The following is a 23,199-nucleotide window of genomic DNA, read 5'->3' on the forward strand; positions in this document are numbered from 1 at the left end:
CCGGTCGGGATGGCGCTCGGCTCTGCGGGCGTGTTGGCGGGCGTTGAAGGCGCCAGGTCGCGCCTGCCGACCGTCGAATCGTTTGCGACATCAGCTCCAAAGGGCCCGCCGGTGGTGGCGCCTCCCTCGGCCGCCGGTCGGCCCTGGGTCGGGGGAGGCGCCGGCCTGGGGACGCTGGTGGGGCACTTCGGGGACGGTCGCAGGGCGTCCTGCTTGCCCTCCAACACGTCCCACCGCAACACGCCGGTAAGTCGCAGACACGGACACGCAGCGTGGCTAACGTCCGCCGCAACGTGCATCGAGCGGCGTCGCAGCGCGCCTGCTGGGCGGAGGGTCAGGGGTCGTCCGACACGGCACGGAGGAGCGGCGGGAGGGTCCGATGGCGAACGAGGCGTTGCGGGTGGCGATGGCCGAGGCGGGGGAGACTGTCGAGTCGTTGGCCGAGAAGGTCCGCGTCGACCCGAAGACGGCGGCACGGTGGCTCGCTGCGGGGCGCATTCCGCATCCGCGTACCCGGGTGGCGGTGGCCGAGGTTCTGCGTCGGGACGCGGCCGACCTCTGGCCGGAGCCGTTCCGCCGTCGTGGTTCCGGCCGTGGGCCGAGCTGGAGCAGGACGCGACCTCGCTCCGGTCCTACCAGCCGCTGCTCGTGCCAGGTCTGCTCCAGACCGAGGGGTACGCCCGGGCGATCCTGGGCACCGGTGGGCTGGTCGCATCGTCCGAGGTGGACCAGATCGTGGCGGGCCGCCTCGAACGGCAGGCGGTCCTGTGCCGCGATGCTCCACCGCAGCTCGTGGCGGTGATCGACGAGGTGGTGCTGCGCCGGCCGGTCGGCGACCGCACCGTGATGGCCGCTCAACTGGCCCACCTCGCGAGGGTGGCCGAGTGGGAGCATGTGCAGGTCCGGGTCATCCCGGCCGAGAGCCCGTGGCACACCGGGCTGGCCGGCCCCTTCGTGCTGGGCCGGCTGCCCGACGGGACGAAATTGGCGTATCTCGACAACCAGCTCCGCGGTCAGGTCGTGACCGATCCCCTCGACGTCGCTAGCCTGGGACGCAGGTGGGAGAGCGTCACCGGCGAGGCGTTCCCCCAACGCCGGTCGATCGAGCTGATCAGGGAAGTGGCCACGACATGGACATGACCGACGCCCGCTGGCGCACCTCGACCCGCAGCAGCAACAACGGTGGTGACTGCGTCGAGGTGGCCGACAACCTGCCCGGCCGGGTGCTGGTGCGTGACAGCAAGGACCGCGACGGCGGCACCCTGACCTTCGCGCCGACAGCCTGGGCGTCGTTCGTCCAAGAGGTCCGCACCACGCGCCGCTGATTCCCCCGGGATCGCAGATCAAGACCAGGCGTCAGGCCGTACCCCAGGTGTAGGTCTGCTTGCGCAGCTTGAGATAGACGAACGCCTCGGTGGAGAGCACCCCGGGCACCGCGCGCAGCCGTTGCAGGATCTCCAGCAGGTGGTCGTCGTTGCGGCAGACCACCTCGGTGAGCAGGTCGAACGACCCAGCGGTGATCACCACGTAGTCGACCTCGTCCAACTCGGCCAGCCGGTCCGCGACCGCCTCCAGGTCGCCGTCGGTACGCAGGCCGATCATCGCCTGCCTGTTGAAGCCGAGCTGGAGCGGATCGGTCACCGCCACGATCTGCACCACGCCGGAGTCGAGCAGCCGCTGCACCCGCTGGCGGACCGCCGCCTCGGACAGCCCCACCGCCTTGCCGATCGTCGCGTACGGGCGGCGGCCGTCCTCCTGGAGCTGCTCGATGATCTGCTTGGCCACGTCATCCAGCAGAGCGTGATTGGCGCCTTCACGGACAGCGACGCGGCGACCGCCGTTGCTGTTCTCGTGCTGCCGGTTTGTCATTGCCCGCTCCCCATGTCCCGAATCGTGATGTCGCGCGTGTATCCCCGCGTAGTCTGGCGTATTTCGTCGTGCATCGCTATTCCCGCAACGGAATCCCTTGTAAGGGAGGTCACCTCATGTCAGGATCAGTCGTCCATGGCACTTGACCCTCCCGACATTCCCGCCGGCGTGCCTCCCCGTCCCGCCCGCCGACGATGACCCCCTAGGAGTCGTCATGCGTACTCCCCTCCGGCCCCTCTCCCGGCGTGGACTGCTCACCGGCACTCTCGGTTCGGCCGCCCTGCTCACCATGGGCGGCAGCCTCGCGGGCTGCGGCACCAAGGGCGCGCAGCAGACCGAAGCTGGCTGCGTCAGCGAGGACCTCTCCGGTACCGAGAAGAAACTGGCCTTCGCCAACTGGCCGCAGTACATGGACGTTGACGAGACTGACGAGTCCAAGCGACCGAGCCTCGACGAGTTCATCACGAAGACCGGCATTCAGGTGACCTACACCGAGGACATCAACGACAACAACGAATTCTTCGGCAAGGTGCAGAACCAGCTCGCCGCCTGCCAGAGCACCGACCGGGACATCATCGTGCTGACCGACTGGATGGCGGCCCGGATGATCCGGCTCGGCTGGATCCAGAAGCTGGACCCGGCGAAGATCCCGAACGTGCAGGCCAACCTGCTTCCGTCCCTGCTCAACCGCCCCTTCGACGCCGAGAACCGGATCTCCATTCCGTGGCAGTCCGGCCTCGCCGGTCTGGCGTACAACGGCAACGTCACCAAGGAACTGCGGACTGTCGACGAGTTGCTCACCCGCCCCGACCTCAAGGGCAAGGTGACAGCGCTCAGCGAGATGCGCGACACCATGGGCCTGCTGCTCGGGTCCAACGGGCACGACCCGGCGAACTTCACCGCCGCCCAGTTCGACGACGCCCTCAACAAGCTCAAGAAGGCCGTCGACTCCGGGCAGATCCGCAAGTTCACCGGCAACGACTACGCGCCCGACCTGGCCAAGGGCGACATCGCCGCGTGCATCGGCTGGTCCGGCGACGTCATCCAACTGTCCGGTGAGGACGAGAAGGTGCGGTTCGTCGCGCCGGACTCCGGCGTGATGCTCTACAGCGACAACATGATGGTCCCCAACAAGGCCACCCACAGGGGCAACGCCGAAGCGCTGATCAACTACTACTACGAGCCGGCGGTAGCGGCGAAGCTGGCCGCGTACGTCAACTACATCTGCCCGGTCACTGGCGCTCAGGCCGAGATGGAGAAGATCGACCCCGAGTTGGCCGCCAACCCGCTGATCTTCCCGGACGAGGCGCTGCTGTCGAAGTCCAAGGTATTCATGGCCCTGGACGAGAAGCAGGAGAAGGAGTACGAGGGCAAGTTCCAACAGGTCATCGGGGCGTGATGAGGATGGCGCACGAGACACCCGCCGGCGACCTGCGCCTGGCCAACCTCACCAAACGGTTCGGCGTCTTCACCGCCGTCGACGACCTGAGCCTGACCATCGAGCAGGGCTCGTTCTTCGCGCTGCTCGGCGCGTCCGGCTGCGGCAAGACCACCACGTTGCGGATGATCGCGGGCCTGGAGGAGCCGACCAGCGGCCAGGTGCTGCTCGGTGACCGGGACATTGCCCGGCTGCGGCCGTACAAGCGACCGGTCAACACCGTCTTCCAGAGCTACGCGCTCTTCCCGCACCTCACCATCTTCGAGAACGTCGCCTTCGGGCTGCGCCGACGCGGCATCCGCTCGGTCGACGACGAGGTCACCCGGATGCTGTCGCTCGTGCAACTCGACGGCTACGGCAGCCGCCGCCCGGCCCAGCTCTCCGGAGGTCAGCAGCAGCGTGTCGCGCTGGCCCGCGCCCTGATCAACCGGCCGCAGGTGCTGCTGCTCGACGAGCCGCTGGGCGCCCTCGACCTCAAGTTGCGCCGACAGATGCAGATCGAGCTGAAGCGCATCCAGACCGAGGTCGGCATCACCTTCGTGCACGTCACCCACGACCAGGAGGAGGCCATGACCATGGCCGACACCGTCGCGGTGATGAACGCCGGCCAGATCGAGCAGCTGGGTGCCCCGGCCGACCTCTACGAGTTTCCCGCCACCGCCTTCGTGGCGAACTTCCTCGGCCAGTCCAACCTGCTCGCCGGCGAGGCCACCGGCCCCAGTGGCGGCGACGTCGCGGTGACGGCGCACGGCACGCGCTTCTCGGTGCCCGCCGGCCGGTCGCGGGCCGAGCACGGCCCGGTTTACCTGGGGGTACGCCCGGAGAAGCTGATTCTGGTCGGCTCCGCCGACCAGGTGCCCGCAGGGCATCAGCACGTCTCCGGAGTGGTCACCGACGCGTCGTACGTGGGAGTCAGCACGCAGTACCTGCTGCGCACCGGCTGGGGCACCGAGTTGTCGGTCTTCGCCGCCAACAGCGGAACGTCGGCGCGGGTGGCGGTCGGCAGCGAGGCAGTGGCGTACTGGGATCCGCAGCACGCGTTCCTGCTGCCCCGCGACGCCGCCGACACCGACCGGACGTCGCCGGTCCTCGACGAGCCGGTGGGTGCGTCGTCGTGACCCTGCTGGCGCCCACCGGAGCGGGGCACCCGCCACCCGCGCCACCGGCAGCCCGGTCCGGGCGACGCCGGCTCCTGCCGTACCTCCTGTTGTTGCCCGGTGCGGCCTGGCTGCTCATCTTCTTCGGTGTGCCGCTGGTGCAGTTGGCGGCGGCCAGCCTGTACGACCCCAGCGGCTCGCTCTCCACCGGGTACGCGATGACCTGGGCGGTCAGCAACTACCCGGACGTGGTGCAGGCGTACTGGCCGCAGTTCCTGCGCTCCTTTGGCTACGCCGGGCTGGCCCTGGTGCTGGCGTTGCTGCTGGGCTACCCACTGGCGTACGCCATCGCGCAGAAGGCCGGCCGCTGGAAGAACCTGCTGCTGGTGTGCGTCGTCGCGCCGATGTTCACCAGCTTCCTGGTCCGCACCCTGGCCTGGAAGACGATCCTCTCGGACAACGGCGCGCTCGTTGGTCTGCTGCGCGACGTGCACCTGCTCGCCCCGGACGGTCGGCTGCTGGCCACCCCGTTCGCTGTGGTGCTCGGCCTGACGTACAACTTCCTGCCGTTCCTGGTGCTGCCGCTGTACGCGAGCCTGGAGCGGCTGGACCCCCGGTTGCTGGAGGCGGCCACCGACCTGTACGCGAGCCCGGTGCAGGCGTTCCGTCGGGTGACGCTGCCGCTGTCCATGCCCGGTCTGGTCGCCGGCACGCTGCTGTTCTTCATCCCGGCAAGCGGCGACTACATCAACGCCGAACTGCTCGGCACCCCGAACGAATACATGATCGGCAACGTCATCGACTCGGCGTTCCTGGTCCGACTGGACTACCCGCAGGGCGCCGCGCTGTCGTTCCTGCTGATGGCGGCGATCCTCGCTGTGGTCTACGGCTACCTCCGTCGAGCCGGCACGGAGGAGGTCCTCTAATGCGACTCTCGCGCTGGTTGGCGGACCGCTGGGTGATGATCGTGGCATTGCTGGTGCTCGGCTACCTGGCGCTGCCGATCCTGGTGGTGGCCGCGCTGTCGTTCAACAGGCCGTCGAGCCGGCTGTCGTACGACTTCAACGAGTTCACACTGGACAACTGGCGGCAGCCGTGCGCCACCTCGGACATGTGCGACGCTGTGGTCCGCAGCGTGCAGATCGGCTTTCTCGCCACGGTGGTCGCCACAGTGCTCGGTACTCTGATGGCCTTCGCACTGGTCCGGCACCGCTTCCGTGGCCGATCCGGGATCAACGTGCTGATCTTCCTGCCGATGGCCACCCCGGAGCTGGTGATGGGCACGTCGTTGCTGGCCCTGTTCGTGTCGGCGGGCGTACCGCAGGGTTTCTGGACCATCGTGATCGCGCACGTGATGTTCTGCGTCTCGTTCGTGGTGGTCACAGTGAAGGCCCGGCTCGCGGGGATGGACCGGCGGCTGGAGGAGGCCGCCATGGATCTCTACGCCAACGAGTGGCAGACCTTCCGGCGGATCACCCTGCCGCTGGTGCTGCCCGGCATCGTGGCCGCCGCGTTGCTGGCCTTCTCGCTGAGCTTCGACGACTTCATCATCACGAACTTCAACGCCGGCACCACTGTCACGTTCCCGATGTACGTCTGGGGCGCCGCCCAGCGTGGCATCCCTTCGCAGGTCAACGTGATCGGCACCGCGATGTTCGCGGTCGCGCTGCTGCTCGTGGGGCTCAGCTCGCTGCGCGGTCGACGCGCCCGCCGCGCCAACCTGCTGTCCGGGCCGGCACCGCAGGCGCGGCGGCCGTCATGACCACAGCCCGCCGCGCCGATCGGGGTGGCCGTCCTGCGGGGCACCCGCCCCGGGTGTGGGGTCTGCCCTGATGACGCCCGCGCATGCCGGCCGTGCTCTGGCCGACGCGGCACCCGTGCCGTACTGGCTCGATCGCCCGGACCGCCCCGACCCGCTACCGCCACTGAGCGGTCGGCACTCCGCCGACCTGCTGGTGATCGGCGGCGGTTACGGCGGACTGTGGGCCGCGCTGTTGGCGAAACAGGCGGACCCGGACCGCGACGTGCTGCTCGTCGACGCCGGGACCTGTGGTTGGGCCGCGTCCGGGCGCAACGGCGGGTTCTGCGCCGCCTCCCTGACCCACGGCCTCGCCAACGGCGTCGACAGGTTCCCCGACGAGGTCGGCGAGTTGGAACGCCTCGGCCGGGACAACCTGGACGCCATCGCCGCCACGGTCGCGACGTTCGACATCGACTGCGACTTCGAGCGCACCGGTGAGCTGGCCGTCGCCGTCGAGCCGTACCAACTCGACGGGCTGGCCGCCGACGCCGACCTGGCTCGCCGGTACGGCCACCGGGTGCGGCTGCTCGACCGGGACGAGGTGCGCGCCGAGGTGCACTCGCCGACGTACCTGGGTGGAATGTTCGACGCCGACCGGGTGGCCATGGTGGACCCGGCGAAGCTGGCCTGGGGGCTGCGCCGCGCCTGCCTCGACCTCGGCGTACGGGTGCACGAGCACACCCGGGTCACCGGCCTGCGCGCCGACGGCGCGGCCCTGCACGCCAGCACCCTGGGCACCGATCCCGCTGCCCACCCGGCCGACCCTGGCCCGGCCGACACCCGGGCCGCCGGCCAACCCGGCTCGGTACGGGCGCGCCGGGTCGTGCTGGCCACCAACGCGTTCCCGCCGCTGCTGCGCCGGCTGCGGGCGTACCTGGTGCCGGTCTACGACCACGTGCTGATGACCGAACCGCTCACCCCGGCCCAGCGCGACGCCATCGGTTGGCGCAACCGACAGGGGCTCGCCGACACCGCCAACCAGTTCCACTACTACCGGCTCACCGCCGACGGGCGGATCCTCTTCGGCGGCTACGACGCCGTCTACCACTACGGCAACCGGGTCGCGCCCGAGCTTGAGCAACGACCGGCCACCTTCACCACCCTCGCCCGCCACTTCTTCACCACGTTCCCGCAGCTCGCCGACGTGCGGTTCAGCCACCGCTGGGGCGGTGTCATCGACACCTGCACCCGGTTCTGCCCGTTCTTCGGCACCGCCTACGGCGGTCGGCTGGCGTACGCGGCCGGCTACACCGGCCTCGGCGTCGGGGCCACCCGCTTCGGCGCCCGCGTGCTGCTCGATTTGCTCGACGGCGGGAACACCCCGCTGACAGGGCTCGACCTGGTTCGCCGCAAGCCACTGCCGTTTCCGCCGGAACCCGTCCGCGCGGTCGGCATCAATCTCACCCGCTGGTCACTGGCCCGCGCCGACGCGCGCGAGGGCCGGCGCGACCTCTGGCTCCGTACTCTCGATCGTTTCGGTTTGGGGTTTGATTCCTGATGCGTGTCCTCCTCGTCGGCGCCGGTGGCGTCGGCTCCGCCGCCGTAGCCATCGCCGCCCGGCGGACCTTCTTCGAGACCATGGTCGTCGCCGACCACGACCCCGTCCGGGCCGAGCGGGCGGTCGCCGGGCACGGTGACCGTTTCGTCGCCGCTCAGGTGGACGCCTCCTCGGCCGACGCCGTCACCGCGCTGTGCCGGGAGCACCGGATCACGCACGTGCTCAACGCCGTCGACCCGCGGTTCGTCATGCCGATCTTCGAAGGCGCGTTCGCGGCCGGCGCGGACTACCTGGACATGGCGATGTCGCTGTCGCACGTCGAGACCGGCGTGAAGCTCGGCGACGAACAGTTCGCGCTGGCCGACACCTGGTCGGCGGCCGGTCGGCTGGCGCTGTGCGGCATCGGGGTCGAGCCCGGCCTCTCCGACGTGTTCGCCCGGTACGCCGCCGACGAGCTGTTCAGTGAGATCGACGAGATCGGTGTCCGGGACGGGGCGAACCTCACCGTCGACGGGTACGACTTCGCGCCCTCGTTCTCCATCTGGACCACCATCGAGGAGTGCCTCAACCCGCCGGTCGTGTGGGAGAGGGACCGGGGCTGGTTCACCACCGAACCGTTCTCCGAGCCGGAGGTCTTCCACTTCCCGGAGGGGATCGGGCCGGTCGAGTGCGTCAACGTCGAGCACGAGGAGGTGCTGCTCATCCCGCGCTGGGTCAAGGCCCGGCGGGTCACCTTCAAGTACGGCCTCGGCGACGAGTTCATCGAGGTGCTCAAGACGCTGCACAAGCTCGGCCTGGACGCGGTCGCCCCGGTGCGGGTACGCGGCGTCGACGTCTCCCCGCGCGACGTGGTGGCCGCGAGTCTGCCCGACCCGGCCACGCTCGGTGCCCGGATGCGCGGCAAGACCTGCGCCGGCACCTGGGTCCGCGGCCTCGGCCCGGACGGGCAACCCCGCGAGGTCTACCTGTACCACGTGGTGGACAACGAATGGTCGATGCGGGAGTACGGGCACCAGGCCGTGGTCTGGCAGACCGCCGTCAACCCGGTCGTCGCGTTGGAGTTGCTTGCCAGCGGCGCGTGGGCCGGCGTCGGGGTGCTCGGGCCGGAAGCACTGCCCCCGATGCCCTTCCTCGACCTGCTGAACGGTTACGGGTCACCATGGGCGATGGAGGAGCGGTGAGTCTGCCCCGCTGACGGCTTCGCGACAGTTCCGTCGTCGCCGTTCGGCCTCTGCTCGCTTGTCGATGAGGTGCGTGGGGATCTGCGGCTTTTGTTGGTGCCGACACGCGCACGATCGGCCCTGCCCTGTTGACCTGCCGGGTTGCCGCGCCTGTCGACTCGTCGCCCGTGAGCGCGCCCACCGATCTTTCCCGCGGAGCGAAAGGCGCAGGTGACGGACGCGACGGGGGATATTGCAGACTGTGTTTGCGACGACACTCATCGCCGTGACGATGCAACCACCACAGCACCCGGGGCCGCAGTATCCGCCGTCGTTCGGCCAGACGCCCCGAAGGAACTGGTTCCGCCGCGCAACTCCCGCCAGCCGGGTCGCCGTGATCCTCGGCTCGGTGACCCTGTCGCTCCTGCTGCTCTGCTGCACCGGCACCGCCATCGTCGGCGCGCTGACCGGCGAGCCGGAGCCGACGAAGACCGGGACCGCCGCCGAGCAGCCGCAGCAGCCGATTCTGGCCGCGCCCGGCGAGCCGACCGAGGAAGCCCCGGCCCAGGAGTCGCCGATCGCCGCGCCCTCCACGGTGCCCTCTGCCGTGCCCTCGTCGGAGCCCGCCACGGCGCCTTCGTCGGCGGCGGCCGTGCCGGTGGTGCAGGTGACGACAGTGACCGAGCGGGCCACGGTCCGGTACGGCGAGCGGACCGTCAAGGACTCGTCGCTGGCCGAGGGCAAGCGGGTCGTCCGGACCAAGGGCGTGAACGGCGTCCGAACCCTGATCTACGAGGTGACCACCACCGACGGCGTGCGGACGGCCAAGAAGCTGGTCAAATCCGCCGTGACGAAGCAGCCGGTGACCCAGGTCGTCGCCGTCGGCACCAAGAAGCCGCAGTCGTCGAAGTGCGACCCGAACTACAGCGGCTGCGTCCCGATCGCCAGCGACGTCGACTGCCTGCCTGGCAAGGGCGACGGCCCCGCCTACGTAACCGGACCCGTCAAGGTCATCGGAGAGGACATCTACCGCTTGGACAACGACAAGGACGGTTACGGCTGCGACTGATCCCAATCCCGCCCCGCCCCGCCCCGCCCCGACCCGACCGGGTCGATCATGGAGTTGTGGTGGGATGAATGCGCTATTACAGGGCATCTGTCCCCCACCACAACTCCATGATCGACCCCGGCCGACCTGTCGTATAGCACGCAGGGGGACGGCTGCGGGGGTTGTGCACAGGACGGGTGGTTATCCACAGGACGCTCTGTCGGGGTCGAGGGGTTCGAGCTGGTGCAGCAGATTTTTGCGGCATGGCAGAGCCTCTGTATCGATACTCCGAGTTAATCGCGGCCGGCCTCAGCCGGGAACGACTGCGCAGGTTGACGAGCTGTCCCGCCTGCACCGGCTGTCGCGGAGCATCTACGCGCCATCGGCCGGCCAGGCCGAACGCCTACCGGCAATCTTCCGGCGGCTACCCGCCAGCGCCGTCGTCGGCTTTCATACCGGCGCGCAATTGCATGGCTTCGGCGACACGCGAAGCCCCAACGTGCACGTAATCGTGCCGGCGGGGGAGAACGTCCCGCGTATCCGAGGCGTCGTTACCCACGAGGCGGTGCTGCCGGTGCGTGATCCGGTGCTGCTGGCCGGAGTGCCCTGTGCCCCCGCCGCCAGATGCGCGGTGGACCTGGCCCGCTCGTTGCATCGGATGGAAGCGATGCCGCTGCTGGATCTTTGCCTTCGCGTAGGCGCCTGTCAGCCCGACGACCTCCGGGTCGAGGTCGCTCGGCACGATCGTTTGCGTGGAGTCTGCCAGGCGCGCGATCTCGTGCCGCGCGCCGATCCTCGGGCAGAGTGTCGGCAGGAGAGCCAACTGCGCCTGGTGCTGATGGACGGCGGTCTGCCAACGCCAGAGCCACAGGTCTGGGTCTCGGATCGCAACGGGATACCGCTCTACCGCCTGGATCTCGGGTACCGACGACACCGCGTCGGTGTCGAGTACGACGGTTCGTCCCACCTGGACCGCGTCCGCCTCCGGCACGATCGCGCTCGTATGAACTGGCTCGCCGCCAACGGATGGCAAATGCGCCACTTCACGGACCAGGACCTCTACCGGCGCCCCGCCCACATCATCCGAACCTTGCTCCCCCTCCTCTGCCCCTAGCTGCCGCCCTCGCCCCGCCACGCCCCCGTCGATCATGGAGTTCTGGTGCCCCATATAAGGCGTGAAACGGGAGTCAACGCCCACCACAACTCCATGATCGGCGGGGTGGTGGGCGGGGTGGGGTGGGGTGGGGTCTGTGCTTTTCGTGATGCAGCTCACCTTTGAGCGCCAGCCGTCGTGGCCTTCGGGGACGGACGACGCAGATGACGCGACACGGGCACGAAGTCTCCCAGGACTGGCTTGCGGTGGTTTGCCCGCTGGACAGCCGCGTGGAGGATGGCTGCGGCGGGTGCTTACAGAACCCTTAACCCGGGCCTGCGACGGTATGCCGGGCAAGCCGAACTGGGGGAGCGGACAAACGTGCGGGTGCTGGTGGCGGACGACGAGCGGTTGTTGGCGGACACGGTGGCCGAAGGGCTGCGCCGCCTCTCGATGGCCGTCGACGTCTGCTACGACGGTGACGGCGCGCTGGAGCGCGTCGGCGTGAACCGGTACGACGTCGCGGTGCTGGACCGGGACATGCCCGGCCACACCGGCGACGAGGTCTGCCGCAGCATCACCGACGCACAGGTCGGCACCCGGGTGCTGCTGCTCACCGCGGCGGCCGGCATCCGGGACCGGGTCGAGGGTCTCGGCCTCGGCGCGGACGACTATCTGACCAAGCCGTTCGCCTTCGCCGAGTTGGTGGCCCGGGTGCAGGCCCTCGGGCGACGGTCCGCCCCGGCGCTGCCACCGGTGCTCGCCCAGGACGGCCTGGCGCTGGACGTGGGCCGGCACCTGGCCACCCGGGACGGCCGCCCCCTCGCGTTGAGCCCCAAGGAGTTCGCGGTGCTGCACGTGCTGCTGCGCGCGGACGGCCAGGTGGTCAGCGCCGAGGAGTTGCTGGAGCAGGCCTGGGACGAGTTCGCTGACCCTTTCACCAACGCCGTACGGGTCACTGTGATGACCCTGCGCAAGAAGCTCGGCGATCCCGCGATCATCCACACCGTTCCTAAGGCCGGCTACCGCATCGGTGGCACGGCGTGAGCTGGACGCCCCGACGTCGGGTCATTCTGCTGGGGTTGCTGGCGCTGCTGGCCGGGCCGGTGCTTCCGGCGATGGGCAAGTGGTTGGCTGAGGTGACCTGGAGCTGGGGGCGGCGGTTCTGTTATCTGCCGGTGCCCGGGGTGACAACGGCGTGCGACAACGTGCGGCCGGGGGCGTTCATGCTGCCCCTGGTGGCCGTCCTGCTGGTGACAGTGGCCGCCCTGGTGGGGCTCTGGTTCGCCGCGGTGTGGTGCCTGCGCCCGGTCGCCGACCTGGCCGGGCCGATCGGGCACCTCGGCCCGCAGAACCTCGGTCACCGGATCCGGCCCCGGGGCAGCGACGAGTTGGCCCGGCTGTCCCGGGCGATCGACGAGATGATGGAACGCGTCTCCGCCGGGTACGAGGGGCAGCGGCGCTTCGCCGCGAACGCCTCGCACGAGCTGCGGACTCCCCTCGCCGTGCAGCGGACGCTCATCGAGGTCGGCATGGCCAGAGCGCTCAGCGGCGATCAGTTGGAGCTGCTGACCAGTCAGCTGCTGGAGACCAACGAGCGCAACGAACGCCTGATCGAGGGGCTGCTCGCGCTCAGCGAGAGCGACCAGGGCCTCCGTTCGCGGATACCGCAGCGGTTGGACACGATCGTCGAGGCGGTGCTGGCCGGGTACCTGGACCGGGCCCGGGAGGCCGGGGTCACTGTGGAGACCCACCTCGAACCCCGGGTCGTCGTCGGCGAGCGGGTGCTGCTGGAACGCCTGGTCACCAACCTGGTGGAGAACGGGATCAAGTACAACCGGCCGGGCGGCTCACTGACCGTCGTGGTGAGCGGCGTGCCCGCGCTGTCCGTGGTCAACACCGGCCAGCCCGTGCCGGCCGAGGCGGTGGCCGGTCTGTTCGAGCCGTTCCGCCGACTCGCTCGGGACCGGACCTCGCAGGGGGGCGGGGCCGGCCTGGGCCTGGCCATCGCCCGCTCGATCACCCAGGCCCACGACGGCATCATCGCGGCCCGGCCCGCCGAGTACGGCGGTCTGCGGGTCGACGTCCAGCTACCGACCTTGAACTGACACTTCCACCCACCTTTGCCGGGGTCCACGTACCGCTGGACCCCGCCTGTGGTGTGCCCGAAAGAGGAGAGACGATGACACGCACCGTTGGCCAGGTCCGGGCCGATGTCGAGGAGGCCAGCCGCTGGCTTGCCGGCCGCGTGGTCCGCACACCCGTGCTGCGCTCCCCGGTGATCGACGAGCTTGCCGGAGCGCGGGTCCTGCTCAAGGCGGAGAACCTCCAGGACGGCGGCTCGTACAAGATGCGGGGCGCGTTGCGCGCGGTCGGACGACTCGCCGCGGCCGGCCACAGCGGGGTGATCGCGCAGAGCACCGGCAACCACGCGGTGGCTGTGGCGTTGGCGGCCCGGCAGCACGGCCTTGCGGCGACAGTGGTGCTGCCTGTCGACGCGGCATCGACGAAGGTCGACCGGGCGCGCGCGGCGGGGGCACGGGTGGTGTTCGCCGGCACCGGCGTCGACGAGCGGGTGGCGGTGGCCAACGGGCTCAGCGACGACAGCGGTCACCCCGTCGTCGACGCGTACGACCACCCGGACGTGATCGCCGGGCAGGGCACCGCGAGCCTGGAGCTGATCGAGGACGCCGAGCGCGCGGGGACGCCGTTGGACGTGCTGGTCGTACCGGTGGGTGGTGGTGGCGGGGTGGCCGGCGCGTGCCTGGCCGCCGCCGGCTCCGGCATCGAGGTGTACGGCGTGGAGCCGGTGGGCTGCGACTCGCTCGCCCGCAGCCTCGCGGCAGGTGTACGCGTGCCGGTCGCGCCGGGGCTCACCATCGCGGACGGGCTGCGGCCGTCCTGCGTGGGTGAGCTGCCGTTCGCCATCGTGCGGGACAGGCTGCGCGGGGTCGTCCGGGTCGACGACGACGAGATCGCTGCGGCGTTCCGGCTGATCCTGACGGAGCTCAAGGTGCTCGCCGAGCCGTCCGGGGCGGCCGGCCTGGCCGGCGCCCTCCGGCTTCCACCGGCGAGAGACCGACAGCGGACGGTCGGCGTGGTGCTGACCGGCGGGAACGTGGAGGCGACGCTGGTGGCCCGGTTGATGGCCCCGCGATCCGCCGACCTGGCTGAGGAAGGGGCGGCGGCGTGAGCGCGCCAGTTCGGATCGGAATCCTGTTCGGTGGACCGTCGGCGGAGCACGAGGTCTCCTGTGCCTCCGCGCTCGGGGTGGCCCGGGCGCTCGCCGGCGGCGGCTACCGCACTGTCGCCATCGGCGTCACCCGCAGCGGCGGGTTCCGGCTGATGCCCGACGCGCTGCTGGCCGAGTTGCGCGACCGACCGGCCGGCGAGCGGGCCATCGACGACCAGTTGGTGGTGACCGGGCCGGCCGTCGAGTTGCGGGCCGGTCCGCGTCCGGGTGTCGTGCAGGTGTCCGCCGGTAACGCCCCCGGCGCTGTGCACGCCGAGCTGGACGTGGTCTTCCCGGTGCTACACGGCCCGTACGGCGAGGACGGTGTGGTGCAGGGGCTGCTGGAGTCACTGAACGTGCCGTACGTCGGGTGCGGCATCCTCGCCTCGGCGGTGGGCATGAACAAGGTGGCGATGAAGCGGGCGCTGCGCGCCGAGGGCATCCCCGTCACCCCGTACGTGTCGTTCGACGCGCACACCTACCGGGCGGCCGACGACCCGGAGAAGCTGGTGACCGGGCTGAGCCGGCCACTCTTCGTCAAACCGGCCAGCATGGGTTCGTCGATCGGCATCTCCCGCGTCGGCGAGGGTGACGACCTGGCCGCCGCAGTGGAGAAGGCGCTTCGCCACGACCAACTCGTCATTGTCGAGCAGGGGGTCGCCGGCCGGGAGTTGGAGTGCGCGGTGCTCGGTGGCTGGCGTCCCGAGGCGTCGGCGGTGGGCGAGGTGCGGGTGACCGGCGGCTGGTTCGACTACCAGCAGAAGTACTTCGGCGACGCCGACCCGATGATCGTTCCCGCCGTGCTGCCGGACGAGGTGACCGCGCGGGTCCGCGAGCTCTCGCTGCGCGCGTTCGCCGCGATCGGCGGTTGGGGTCTGGCCCGGGTCGACTTCTTCTACGACGAGACGGCCGGTGAGCTGTACGTCAACGAGCTGAACACGATGCCCGGCTTCACCGCGCACTCGATGTACCCGAAGGTGTGGGCCGCCGTCGGGGTCAGCTACCGGGAGGTGGTGGACCGACTCGTGGAGTTGGCCCGGGTCCGGCACGCAGAACGATTCACGAGCACGGCGGGGAGCATCCGATGATCCTGCTCTCCGACCCCCGGGTGGCGGCGGTGCCCAGCGCCGACGACGGCGAGGAGTTCGTGGACCTGCGTGAGCTGCCGGATTTGCGGCTCGACGGCCGGGCCGCCGATCCCGCCGGGGCGTACGCCCGGTTGCGCGTCGGTGTCGTGGACCGCCTGCTGGCCGCGCAGCGTGCCCTGCCCGCTGGGCTGCGGCTGCTGGTGGTCGAGGGCTACCGGCCGTACCGGGCGCAACTGGCCATCTTCACCGGCTACCGGGACGAGCTGCGCCGACGGCACCCGGGCTGGTCACCGCAGCGGCTGCACCGGGAGACCACGAAGTTCGTCGCACCGGTCGAGGTGGCCCCGCACAGCACGGGCGGCGCTGTGGACCTGACGCTCAGCACCGACGACGGGGTGGAGCTGGATCTCGGCACGGCCATCGACGCCACCCCGGAGGACAGCGCCGACGCCTGCTTCACCGACGCGCCGACTATCGGCGGCACCGCCCGTCGGCACCGGCAGATCCTGGTGGACGCTCTCGGCGGCGCGGGGATGGTGAACTACCCGACCGAGTGGTGGCACTGGTCGTACGGCGACCGTTACTGGGCGCTCATCACCGGTGCCCCGCACACCCGGTACGGGCCGGTGGACCTGGCCGCCGCACGATCGATACCCGTGCCGGCTGAACGGTAGGACGCTCAGGTCCGTACCGGTGGGTGGAGGACACCACCGAGGACGGGAGTGACGGCGATGAGGGTGCAGCGCAGGCACGTGCTGGCAGCGAGCGTGGCGGTGCTCGCCGCGGTGGGCGTGTCGGTCGGGACCAGCTTCGGGTTCGCCGACACGTCTCCGGCACGGTCGTCGGTCTGCTCCGGCTCGGTCACCTTCTCGGCGGAGGGCGGGGCGCCGGCGGCGACCAGCGACAGGTTCCCGGTGGGGACCCGGCTGCGGGTGACCAACCTGGACAACAACCGGGCGGCCACTGTGACGGTGACCGGCCCCTCGGGCAGTTGCGTGCTGCTCAACGCGGCGGCCATGGAGCTGGTCCGCGAGCCGGGGAAGAACGTGATCCGCCGCAACGTGGTGGAACGCGTCGACGGTGCGGCCCCGCCCGCCGGCGCTCCGGCCCCCGGCACCGTCCGTCCCGGCGCCGCGTCGCCCGGCGCGCCCGGCCCGGCGCCCCGGTCGGCGTGCTCGGGGGCGATCACCTTCTTCGAGGAGGCGGCCGGGCCGGCGGCGACCAGTGGGCAGTTCCCGGTGGGGACCCGGCTGCGGGTGACCAACCTGGACAACAACCGGGCGACCACTGTGACGGTGACCGGCCCGTCGGGCAGCTGCGTGCTGCTCAACTCCGCCGCCATGGAGCAGATCCGCGAGCCGGGCAAGAACCTGGTGCGTCGCAACACGGTTGAGGTGCTTCGCTGACAGTGCCGGAGGGGCCCGTGCACCAGGCCCCTCCGCCGCTCAGCCTGCTCGGCCGCCCAGCCTGCTCGGCCGCCCAGCCTGCTCTGCCGCTCAGCCGAAGGCGGCGTCTAGGAGGTCGGCACCCCGACCGAGCTGCCCGTCGGAGATCACCAGCGGGGGCAGGAGGCGCAGCACGTTGCCGTACGTGCCGCAGGTCAGGGTGAGCAGGCCGGCGGCGTGACAGGCCGCCGAGATCGCCGCGGTGGCGACCGGGTCGGGGGTGAGGGTGCCTGGCAGCACCAGCTCCACGGCGAGCATCGCGCCCCGGCCGCGTACCTCGGCGACCCGGGGGTTCCGCTCGGCGATGGCCCGTAGCCGGGGGACCAGCACCGACTCGATCCGTCGGGCCGCGCCGGCCAGGTCCAGCTCGTGCATGGTCTCGATGGTGGCCAGCGCGGCGGCGCAGGCGATCGGGTTGCCGCCGTACGTGCCGCCGAGCCCGCCCACGTGCACCGCGTCCATCAGCTCGGCCCGGCCGGTCACCGCGGCCAGCGGCAGACCACCGGCGATGCCCTTGGCCAGCGTCACCAGGTCGGGTTCGACGCCCTCGTGCTGGCAGGCGAACCAGTCACCGGTTCGGCAGAAACCGGTCTGGATCTCATCCGCGACGAAGACCACCCCGGCCGCCGTCGCCCACGCGCGCAGCGCGGGCAGGAAACCCGGCGCGGGTACGACGAAGCCACCCTCGCCCTGGATCGGCTCGATGAGCAGCGCGGCGACGTTCTCCGCGCCGACCTGCTTCTCGATCATCTCGACGGCCCGGGCCGCCGCCTCCGCGCCGGAGAGCCCACCATCGCGCAGCGGGTTTGACATCGGCACCCGGTAGATCTCCCCGGCGAACGGCCCGAACCGGTGCTTGTACGGCATGTTCTTCGCGGTCAACGCCATGGTCAGGTTGGTCCGGCCGTGGTACGCGTGGTCGAACACCACGACCGCCGGCCGCCCGGTGGCGTGCCGGGCGACCTTGACGGCGTTCTCCACCGCCTCCGCGCCGGAGTTGAACAACGCCGAGCGTTTCGCGAACCCGCCGGGCGTCAACGCGTTGAGCTGCTCGCACACCGCCACGTACGACTCGTACGGCGCGACCATGAAGCAGGTGTGGGTGAACCGCTCCACCTGCGCCCGGACCGCCTCGACCACCCTCGGAGCCGAGTTGCCCACGCTGGTCACGGCGATGCCGGCGGCGAAGTCGATCCACTCCCGGCCGTCGACATCGGTGATCGTTGCGCCCGCCGCCGTGTCCACGTAGGACGGGATCACACTGCCGACACCCCGGGCCACGGCATCGCCGCGCCGTTTGTGCAGCTCCTCGGAAGTCGGCATGGGTCAGCTCCCCAGGTTGTGCATGACGTGCTTGATCCGGGTGTAGTCCTCCAGGCTGTAGACCGAGAGGTCCTTGCCGTGCCCGGAGTGCTTGAAGCCACCGTGCGGCATCTCGGAGACGAACGGGATGTGCGTGTTGACCCAGACGCAGCCGAAGTCCAGTCGACGGGTCATCCGCATGGCCCGGCCGTGGTCGCGCGTCCAGACCGACGCGGACAGGCCGTAGTCGACGCCGTTGGCCCAGCGCACCGCTTCGTCCTCGTCGGAGAAGCGTTGCACGGTGATGACCGGCCCGAACACCTCGTCCTGGATGATCTCGTCGGCCTGACGCAGCCCGGAGACCACCGTCGGCGCGTAGAAGTAGCCGCGTTCGCCCTGCCGGGACCCGCCGGTCTGGATCGCCGCGTGGTCCGGCAGGCGGTCCACGAAGCCGCTGACCCGGGTGAGCTGGTTGGCGTTGTTCAGCGGACCGTAGAGCACGTCGGCGTCGTCCGGGGCGCCGGTCTTCGTGTTGCGGGCCTGCTCGGCGAGCGCCGCCACGAAGTCGTCGTGGACGCCGGGGCCGGCGAGCACCCGGGTGGCCGCCGTGCAGTCCTGCCCGGCGTTGAAGTAGCCGCCCAGCGCGATGGCCTCGGCGGCCGCCGACACGTCCGCGTCGTCGAAGATCACCACCGGGGCCTTGCCGCCCAACTCCAGGTGGGTGCGCTTCAGGTCGGGGGCCGCCGCGGCGGCGACCTCCATGCCCGCGCGGGTCGAGCCGGTGATCGACACCAGCTGCGGGGTCGGGTGCGACACGAGGGTACGACCGGTGTCCCGGTCGCCGCAGACCACGTTGAACACCCCCGGCGGGAAGAACTCGGCGGCGATCTCGGCGAGCAGCAGCGTGGACACCGGGGTGGTGTCCGACGGCTTGAGCACCACGGTGTTGCCGGCGGCGAGCGCGGGGGCGATCTTCCAGACCGCCATCATCAGCGGGTAGTTCCAGGGAGTGACCTGTGCGCACACGCCGATCGGCTCACGCCGCACGTAGGAAGTGTGCCCGGCCAGGTACTCCCCGGCGGACCGCCCCTCCAACATTCGGGCGGCACCGGCGAAGAACCGGAACTGGTCCACCGCCGGTGGAAGCTCCTCCTCGGCGGTGAGCTGGCGGGGCTTGCCGGTGTTGCGCACCTCGGCGTCGACCAGCTCGGCGGCGCGTGCCTCCACGGCGTCGGCGAGCTTGAGCAGTGCCCGCTGCCGATCGGCGGGGGTGACCTCCCGCCAGCTCTCGAACGCGGTGGCGGCGGCGCTCATCGCCGCGTCCACGTCGGCGGCGCCGGAGACCGGGGCCTGGGCGAACACCTCACCCGTGCAGGGGTCGACCAGGTCGGCGTAACCGCCATCGGAGGGGTCGACGTAGGAGCCGTTGACGAAGTTGCGCAGCTGCTGCTGGTCACTCATGAGGGATCACTCCGAGGGGGCCGGGGGCGCGGTTCTGCGGCGGTTATCGCAATCTCTCTGCCATCTTCGCTACTGAATTCGCGGCAGACAAGGGTTATCGCGACTGTTTCCGTCGACTGGTAGCTCGGCTACGCTGCTCGGCGTGGAGCCCGCAGCCTTCTTCGTCGCCTCCCGCCCCGCCACCGGCGAGGGTGAGTTGACCGTCCACCACCCGTACGACGGCCGCCCGGTGGGGCGTACCACAGTCGCCACGCCCGACCAGGTCGACGCCGCCGTCGCCGCGGCGGCCGGGGTGGCCGCGCAGGCCGCGGCCCTGCCCGCGCACGCCCGCGCGGCGGCCCTCGACCACGTGTCCCGACGGCTCGCCGAGCGCGCGGACGAGATCGCCGCCCTGATCACCGCGGAGAACGGCAAGCCGCTCAAGTGGGCCCGCGCCGAGGTCGGGCGTGCGGTGTCGACCTTCCGCTGGGCCGCCGAGGAGGCCCGCCGCTTCTCCGGCGAGTTGCAACGACTCGACACCGACCCGGCCGCCGGCGGGCGGATCGCCCTGGTCCGCAGGGTGCCGCGCGGGCCGGTGCTGGGCATCACGCCGTTCAACTTCCCGCTCAACCTCGTCGCCCACAAGGTGGCGCCGGCCATCGCCGTCGGCGCGCCGATCATCGTCAAGCCCGCTCCCGCGACGCCCCTGACCGCGCTGCTGCTCGGCGAACTGCTGGCCGAGACCGACCTCCCGGCCGGGATGTTCTCGGTGCTGCCGCTGCCCAACGACCGCGCCGCCGAACTGGTCACCGAACCCCGGCTACCGGTGGTGTCGTTCACCGGCTCCGGGCCGGTGGGCGCGGCCATCCGCCGCGCCGTGCCGGAGAAACACGTGACGCTGGAGCTGGGCGGCAACGCCGCCGCGGTGCTCTGTGCGGACTGGACCGCTGACGAGGACCTGGACTTCGCCGCGCAGCGCATCGCGACGTTCGCCAACTACCAGGCCGGCCAGTCGTGCATCGCCGTCCAACGGGTGTACGTGCACCACGCCCTGTACGCCGACTTCCTGCCCCGACTGGTGGCGGCGGTGCGGGGGCTGCGGACCGGAGACCCCGCGTCCGAGCTGACCGACGTCGGGCCGATGGTGTCCGAGGACGCGGCCCGCCGGGTCGAGACGTGGGTGGCCGAGGCCGTCGCCGCCGGCGGCACCGTCGAGGTGGGCGGCCTCCGCGACGGCGCGACCTACCCCCCGACGGTGCTCATCGGCGTGCCGGCGAACGCCAAGGTCGTGGCCGAGGAGGTCTTCGGACCCGTGCTGGTGGTCGCCCCGGTCGCCGACGACCAGGCCGCGTTCACAGCTGTCAACGACTCGGCGTATGGCTTGCAGGCCGGCGTCTTCACACGGCGCCTGGACGTGGCCTTCGCCGCCGCCCGCGCGCTGGAGGTGGGCGGCGTGATCGTCGGCGACGTGCCGTCGTACCGCGCCGACCAGATGCCCTACGGCGGGGTGAAGGGCAGCGGCGTCGGCCGGGAAGGGCTGCGCAGCGCGATGGACGACTACACCGAGCCCCGGGTCATGGTGCTGACCGGCCTCACGCTCTAGGCCGGCACCTGGTCGGCCTGCCAGGTGCCGTCGTCGCGCACCCGGGCGGGGGCGCGGCCGAGCAGCAGGGTGGTCAGCGCGGCGTCGATGGTGTCACCGAGGAACCACTCGCCGGACTGGTCGAGCGCGAAGACCCGGCCGCGCTCGTCCACCGCCAGGATGCTGTCCTGCTGCTCGGTGCCGATCGGAAAGAGGCGTACGCCGAGCACCACGCCGAAGTCCGCGAGGGTGTCGGCGGTGTGTGCGATGGCGTGCGGGCGGATGTCGAAACGGGAGATCCACACCTGCTCGCCCCGGCCGCGCCGCGCACCGACCAGGCTGGGGAACGCGGTGAGCGCCTCCACGGCGGCGGGAAAGACCTCGTGCCGATGGTTGCGCCCCGGCACCGACGTGACGTCCCGTACGGCGGCGGCGGCCATGATCTGATCCCCGATGTGTGGCCGCCAACCGGCCGCGACCAGCGCGTTCGCGACCTCCGCCGGGAACCGCCCAGGATCGGGGTCGGGGGCCTCCGGCGCCTGCCAGGTCTCGGTGTAGGCGCGGGCCGACTCCGGCAGGACGTTCGCCCGCACCAGGAAGGAGATGCACGAGTCGCAGGGTCGCTCGGCGGGCCCACCAGCGGGATCACCCGGCTCGCGGACCCGGAAGATCTCGAAGCGAGCGCCCTCCAGCAGCGCCGCCGCCTCGGCCCGCCCCATCGGCGCGATGCCCTCGGCGGCGCGGCGGTGGTCGTACTCGTGCAGGACGTCGGAGATCACGATCAGCTCGGCGTGAGCCTCCCCGCCGCGAACCAGCTCGCCGGGTGGCAACTGGTCGAGATAGTCGCGGACCAGCGGGTGATGGCGGAGTGGCACGTCGGCCTTCGTGCCCTGAGCCGTCCAGAGCCGTCCGTCGATGGTCAGGTGCGCGGCGGTGTTCGGGGTGGCGCCCCGATGGATTTCCCGGAGCAGCAGGCTCGACGGGTCGACAGTGCGGGGAGCGGTCGGCCCAGGGGGCTGGCTGCGCCGGTACAGCTCCGCCACCACAGTGCTCGGCACCCGAGGCCAGGTGGTGACAGTGCCGGTCTGCTTGTCGATGACTGTCGTCGGCAGGTCGCCCGGCACCGTGCGCACCTCGGTGGGCACGACGGACGTGATGACCCACCCCAGGTCGAACTCGTCGACCATCGCCGTGCACTCGTGGCCGAGGCGCTGCGAGTCACGGCGGGCCCAGGTGGCCGCGAGCTGCTCGGCCTGTTGACGGTCGATCACGCATTGAAACTACCGGACTACACGGATCGATGGCAGCCGGTATTGTTTCGCTCTACCGACGGTGACGGGAGGGCGGCGGTGGACGAACAGGCGGACCGCGGCGTCAATCGCGAGCTACGGGCCCGATTCGACGACGTTTATGGACAGTACCGGCAGCTGAGATCCGGTTTGGACACTCTCCAGACGCGACTCGCCGCGCTGCGGGTGACCCGCCGGTCGGCCGACGGGCAGGTGACGGCGACAGTGGGCGCGCAGGGCCAGGTGATCGAGGTCGAGCTGACGCCGGCCATCTACCGGGACCGCGACGCTGACGCGCTCAGCCGAAAGATCACCGAAACGATCCGGGCCGCCGCGACCGCCGCCGCCGACGCCACCCGCGACCTCGTCGCCGAGACCATGCCGGCCGGCTCCGGAACGATGGACTTCCTCAAGACCGGCGATTACGCCACGCTGCTCGGTCGGGCCGACGCCGTCCTCGGCAAAGGTGAGGCGACGCCATGACCGACGGGCAGCTCTGGCTCGATCCGTCCCGGGCCCGCCGGGGTGGTGCCGACCTGGCGCTCGCCGGCGAGGCGGTGACTGCCCGCCGTGCGGCGGAGGGTGGCGCGATCGAGGCCGCCAGCGGCGTCCGACCCTGGGGTCGCGACGACATCGGCGCCGCCTTCGAGCGCAACTACCGCGGGTTCGAGCAGACCGTGCTGCGAGCCTGGGCCGGCGTCGGGCACCGCATCACCGAACTGGGCAGCGACGTGGTCGAGGCGGTCGACGCGAGCGTGCAGACCGACGGGGCCAGCGCCGCCCGGGTCGGTCGGGCCGCCGACCGGCGCTGACGGCC

The 23,199-nt window shown here is 71.0% G+C and carries 22 protein-coding genes and 1 pseudogene; 19 read left to right on the forward strand and 4 right to left on the reverse strand.

What is annotated here, in order from left to right:
* Positions 1 to 379 precede the first annotated feature (379 nt).
* A pseudogene (locus ABZS40_RS03030) lies at positions 380 to 1,140 on the forward strand (helix-turn-helix transcriptional regulator).
* The gene (locus tag ABZS40_RS03035) at positions 1,131 to 1,325 is read left to right on the forward strand and encodes a DUF397 domain-containing protein (protein WP_354941305.1); all 195 of its coding nucleotides are present in this window, start codon (positions 1,131 to 1,133) and stop codon (positions 1,323 to 1,325) included. The pseudogene ABZS40_RS03030 and the gene ABZS40_RS03035 overlap by 10 nt, the downstream one beginning before the upstream one ends.
* Before the next feature lie 31 nt (positions 1,326 to 1,356).
* Here ABZS40_RS03035 and ABZS40_RS03040 read toward each other — a convergent pair whose 3' ends face one another.
* Positions 1,357 to 1,869, reverse strand: coding sequence for an Lrp/AsnC family transcriptional regulator (locus ABZS40_RS03040; RefSeq protein ID WP_354941307.1), 513 nt, complete (start codon positions 1,867 to 1,869; stop codon positions 1,357 to 1,359).
* Positions 1,870 to 2,083: 214 nt separating this feature from the next.
* Between ABZS40_RS03040 and ABZS40_RS03045 the strand changes: the two genes are divergently transcribed.
* From ABZS40_RS03045 to ABZS40_RS03110, 14 genes are all read left to right on the forward strand, one after another.
* Complete coding sequence (locus ABZS40_RS03045) at positions 2,084 to 3,268, forward strand: spermidine/putrescine ABC transporter substrate-binding protein (RefSeq protein ID WP_354941309.1); 1,185 nt, start codon at positions 2,084 to 2,086, stop codon at positions 3,266 to 3,268.
* Positions 3,268 to 4,425: an ABC transporter ATP-binding protein gene (locus ABZS40_RS03050; protein WP_354941311.1), complete on the forward strand. Its 1,158-nt coding sequence runs from the start codon at positions 3,268 to 3,270 to the stop codon at positions 4,423 to 4,425. Before ABZS40_RS03045 ends, ABZS40_RS03050 begins: the two co-directional genes overlap by 1 nt.
* Positions 4,422 to 5,330 carry an ABC transporter permease gene (locus ABZS40_RS03055; protein ID WP_354941313.1) on the forward strand — a complete coding sequence of 303 codons (909 nt, stop codon included), beginning with the start codon at positions 4,422 to 4,424 and terminating at the stop codon, positions 5,328 to 5,330. Before ABZS40_RS03050 ends, ABZS40_RS03055 begins: the two co-directional genes overlap by 4 nt.
* The gene (locus ABZS40_RS03060) at positions 5,330 to 6,166 is read left to right on the forward strand and encodes an ABC transporter permease (RefSeq protein WP_354941315.1); all 837 of its coding nucleotides are present in this window, start codon (positions 5,330 to 5,332) and stop codon (positions 6,164 to 6,166) included. Before ABZS40_RS03055 ends, ABZS40_RS03060 begins: the two co-directional genes overlap by 1 nt.
* A 70-nt stretch (positions 6,167 to 6,236) precedes the next feature.
* Complete coding sequence (locus ABZS40_RS03065; protein WP_354941317.1) at positions 6,237 to 7,703, forward strand: FAD-dependent oxidoreductase; 1,467 nt, start codon at positions 6,237 to 6,239, stop codon at positions 7,701 to 7,703.
* Positions 7,703 to 8,884 carry a saccharopine dehydrogenase C-terminal domain-containing protein gene (locus tag ABZS40_RS03070; protein WP_354941319.1) on the forward strand — a complete coding sequence of 394 codons (1,182 nt, stop codon included), beginning with the start codon at positions 7,703 to 7,705 and terminating at the stop codon, positions 8,882 to 8,884. The genes ABZS40_RS03065 and ABZS40_RS03070 overlap by 1 nt, the downstream gene beginning before the upstream one ends.
* A 271-nt stretch (positions 8,885 to 9,155) precedes the next feature.
* A complete protein-coding gene (locus ABZS40_RS03075) occupies positions 9,156 to 9,932 on the forward strand; it encodes a G5 domain-containing protein (protein WP_354941596.1) in 777 nt (258 codons plus the stop codon).
* An 817-nt stretch (positions 9,933 to 10,749) separates the two neighbouring features.
* Positions 10,750 to 11,025: a DUF559 domain-containing protein gene (locus ABZS40_RS03080; RefSeq protein ID WP_354941598.1), complete on the forward strand. Its 276-nt coding sequence runs from the start codon at positions 10,750 to 10,752 to the stop codon at positions 11,023 to 11,025.
* A gap of 360 nt (positions 11,026 to 11,385) precedes the next feature.
* A complete protein-coding gene (locus tag ABZS40_RS03085) occupies positions 11,386 to 12,051 on the forward strand; it encodes a response regulator transcription factor (protein WP_238677757.1) in 666 nt (221 codons plus the stop codon).
* Positions 12,048 to 13,112 carry a HAMP domain-containing sensor histidine kinase gene (locus tag ABZS40_RS03090; protein WP_354941322.1) on the forward strand — a complete coding sequence of 355 codons (1,065 nt, stop codon included), beginning with the start codon at positions 12,048 to 12,050 and terminating at the stop codon, positions 13,110 to 13,112. Before ABZS40_RS03085 ends, ABZS40_RS03090 begins: the two co-directional genes overlap by 4 nt.
* A 74-nt stretch (positions 13,113 to 13,186) precedes the next feature.
* Positions 13,187 to 14,197 carry a pyridoxal-phosphate dependent enzyme gene (locus ABZS40_RS03095; protein WP_354941324.1) on the forward strand — a complete coding sequence of 337 codons (1,011 nt, stop codon included), beginning with the start codon at positions 13,187 to 13,189 and terminating at the stop codon, positions 14,195 to 14,197.
* Entirely contained in the window at positions 14,194 to 15,324 is a 1,131-nt protein-coding gene (locus tag ABZS40_RS03100; RefSeq protein ID WP_354941326.1) for a D-alanine--D-alanine ligase family protein, read from the forward strand. Before ABZS40_RS03095 ends, ABZS40_RS03100 begins: the two co-directional genes overlap by 4 nt.
* On the forward strand, positions 15,321 to 15,998 hold the full coding sequence (locus ABZS40_RS03105) for a M15 family metallopeptidase (RefSeq protein ID WP_354941327.1): 678 nt from the start codon (positions 15,321 to 15,323) through the stop codon (positions 15,996 to 15,998). Before ABZS40_RS03100 ends, ABZS40_RS03105 begins: the two co-directional genes overlap by 4 nt.
* A 57-nt stretch (positions 15,999 to 16,055) precedes the next feature.
* On the forward strand, positions 16,056 to 16,730 hold the full coding sequence (locus tag ABZS40_RS03110; protein WP_354941329.1) for a hypothetical protein: 675 nt from the start codon (positions 16,056 to 16,058) through the stop codon (positions 16,728 to 16,730).
* A 90-nt stretch (positions 16,731 to 16,820) separates the two neighbouring features.
* Here the strand turns inward: ABZS40_RS03110 and gabT are convergent, their stop codons facing one another.
* On the reverse strand, positions 16,821 to 18,092 hold the full coding sequence (gabT, locus tag ABZS40_RS03115) for a 4-aminobutyrate--2-oxoglutarate transaminase (protein WP_354941331.1): 1,272 nt from the start codon (positions 18,090 to 18,092) through the stop codon (positions 16,821 to 16,823).
* A 3-nt stretch (positions 18,093 to 18,095) separates the two neighbouring features.
* Complete coding sequence (locus tag ABZS40_RS03120) at positions 18,096 to 19,532, reverse strand: gamma-aminobutyraldehyde dehydrogenase (protein WP_354941333.1); 1,437 nt, start codon at positions 19,530 to 19,532, stop codon at positions 18,096 to 18,098.
* Positions 19,533 to 19,674: 142 nt separating this feature from the next.
* On the opposite strand from ABZS40_RS03120, the gene ABZS40_RS03125 reads away from it, so the two are divergent.
* The gene (locus ABZS40_RS03125; RefSeq protein ID WP_354941335.1) at positions 19,675 to 21,114 is read left to right on the forward strand and encodes an aldehyde dehydrogenase family protein; all 1,440 of its coding nucleotides are present in this window, start codon (positions 19,675 to 19,677) and stop codon (positions 21,112 to 21,114) included.
* Here ABZS40_RS03125 and ABZS40_RS03130 read toward each other — a convergent pair.
* A complete protein-coding gene (locus ABZS40_RS03130; RefSeq protein ID WP_354941337.1) occupies positions 21,111 to 22,364 on the reverse strand; it encodes an SUKH-3 domain-containing protein in 1,254 nt (417 codons plus the stop codon). The two genes, ABZS40_RS03125 and ABZS40_RS03130, sit on opposite strands and share 4 nt — an antisense overlap.
* Positions 22,365 to 22,442: 78 nt before the next feature.
* Between ABZS40_RS03130 and ABZS40_RS03135 the strand changes: the two genes are divergently transcribed.
* Both ABZS40_RS03135 and ABZS40_RS03140 read left to right on the forward strand, forming a co-directional pair.
* Entirely contained in the window at positions 22,443 to 22,865 is a 423-nt protein-coding gene (locus tag ABZS40_RS03135; RefSeq protein ID WP_354941339.1) for a YbaB/EbfC family nucleoid-associated protein, read from the forward strand.
* Positions 22,862 to 23,194: a hypothetical protein gene (locus tag ABZS40_RS03140; RefSeq protein WP_354941341.1), complete on the forward strand. Its 333-nt coding sequence runs from the start codon at positions 22,862 to 22,864 to the stop codon at positions 23,192 to 23,194. Before ABZS40_RS03135 ends, ABZS40_RS03140 begins: the two co-directional genes overlap by 4 nt.
* The last annotated feature ends 5 nt before the right edge of the window (positions 23,195 to 23,199 follow it).

Source organism: Micromonospora sp. NPDC005324, assembly GCF_040607155.1.
GTDB classification, from domain to species: Bacteria; Actinomycetota; Actinomycetes; order Mycobacteriales; family Micromonosporaceae; genus Micromonospora; species Micromonospora trifolii.

Bases quoted from the DNA above. Each gene is read 5' to 3' on its own strand.
- ABZS40_RS03035 (WP_354941305.1), top strand. From the start codon at position 1,131: ATGGACATGACCGACGCCCGCTGGCGCACCTCGACCCGCAGCAGCAAC.
- ABZS40_RS03040 (WP_354941307.1), bottom strand. From the start codon at position 1,869: ATGACAAACCGGCAGCACGAGAACAGCAACGGCGGTCGCCGCGTCGCT.
- ABZS40_RS03045 (WP_354941309.1), top strand. From the start codon at position 2,084: ATGCGTACTCCCCTCCGGCCCCTCTCCCGGCGTGGACTGCTCACCGGC.
- ABZS40_RS03050 (WP_354941311.1), top strand. From the start codon at position 3,268: ATGAGGATGGCGCACGAGACACCCGCCGGCGACCTGCGCCTGGCCAAC.
- ABZS40_RS03060 (WP_354941315.1), top strand. From the start codon at position 5,330: ATGCGACTCTCGCGCTGGTTGGCGGACCGCTGGGTGATGATCGTGGCA.
- ABZS40_RS03065 (WP_354941317.1), top strand. From the start codon at position 6,237: ATGACGCCCGCGCATGCCGGCCGTGCTCTGGCCGACGCGGCACCCGTG.
- ABZS40_RS03070 (WP_354941319.1), top strand. From the start codon at position 7,703: ATGCGTGTCCTCCTCGTCGGCGCCGGTGGCGTCGGCTCCGCCGCCGTA.
- ABZS40_RS03075 (WP_354941596.1), top strand. From the start codon at position 9,156: ATGCAACCACCACAGCACCCGGGGCCGCAGTATCCGCCGTCGTTCGGC.
- ABZS40_RS03080 (WP_354941598.1), top strand. From the start codon at position 10,750: ATGGACGGCGGTCTGCCAACGCCAGAGCCACAGGTCTGGGTCTCGGAT.
- ABZS40_RS03095 (WP_354941324.1), top strand. From the start codon at position 13,187: ATGACACGCACCGTTGGCCAGGTCCGGGCCGATGTCGAGGAGGCCAGC.
- ABZS40_RS03105 (WP_354941327.1), top strand. From the start codon at position 15,321: ATGATCCTGCTCTCCGACCCCCGGGTGGCGGCGGTGCCCAGCGCCGAC.
- ABZS40_RS03110 (WP_354941329.1), top strand. From the start codon at position 16,056: ATGAGGGTGCAGCGCAGGCACGTGCTGGCAGCGAGCGTGGCGGTGCTC.
- gabT (WP_354941331.1), bottom strand. From the start codon at position 18,092: ATGCCGACTTCCGAGGAGCTGCACAAACGGCGCGGCGATGCCGTGGCC.
- ABZS40_RS03120 (WP_354941333.1), bottom strand. From the start codon at position 19,532: ATGAGTGACCAGCAGCAGCTGCGCAACTTCGTCAACGGCTCCTACGTC.
- ABZS40_RS03140 (WP_354941341.1), top strand. From the start codon at position 22,862: ATGACCGACGGGCAGCTCTGGCTCGATCCGTCCCGGGCCCGCCGGGGT.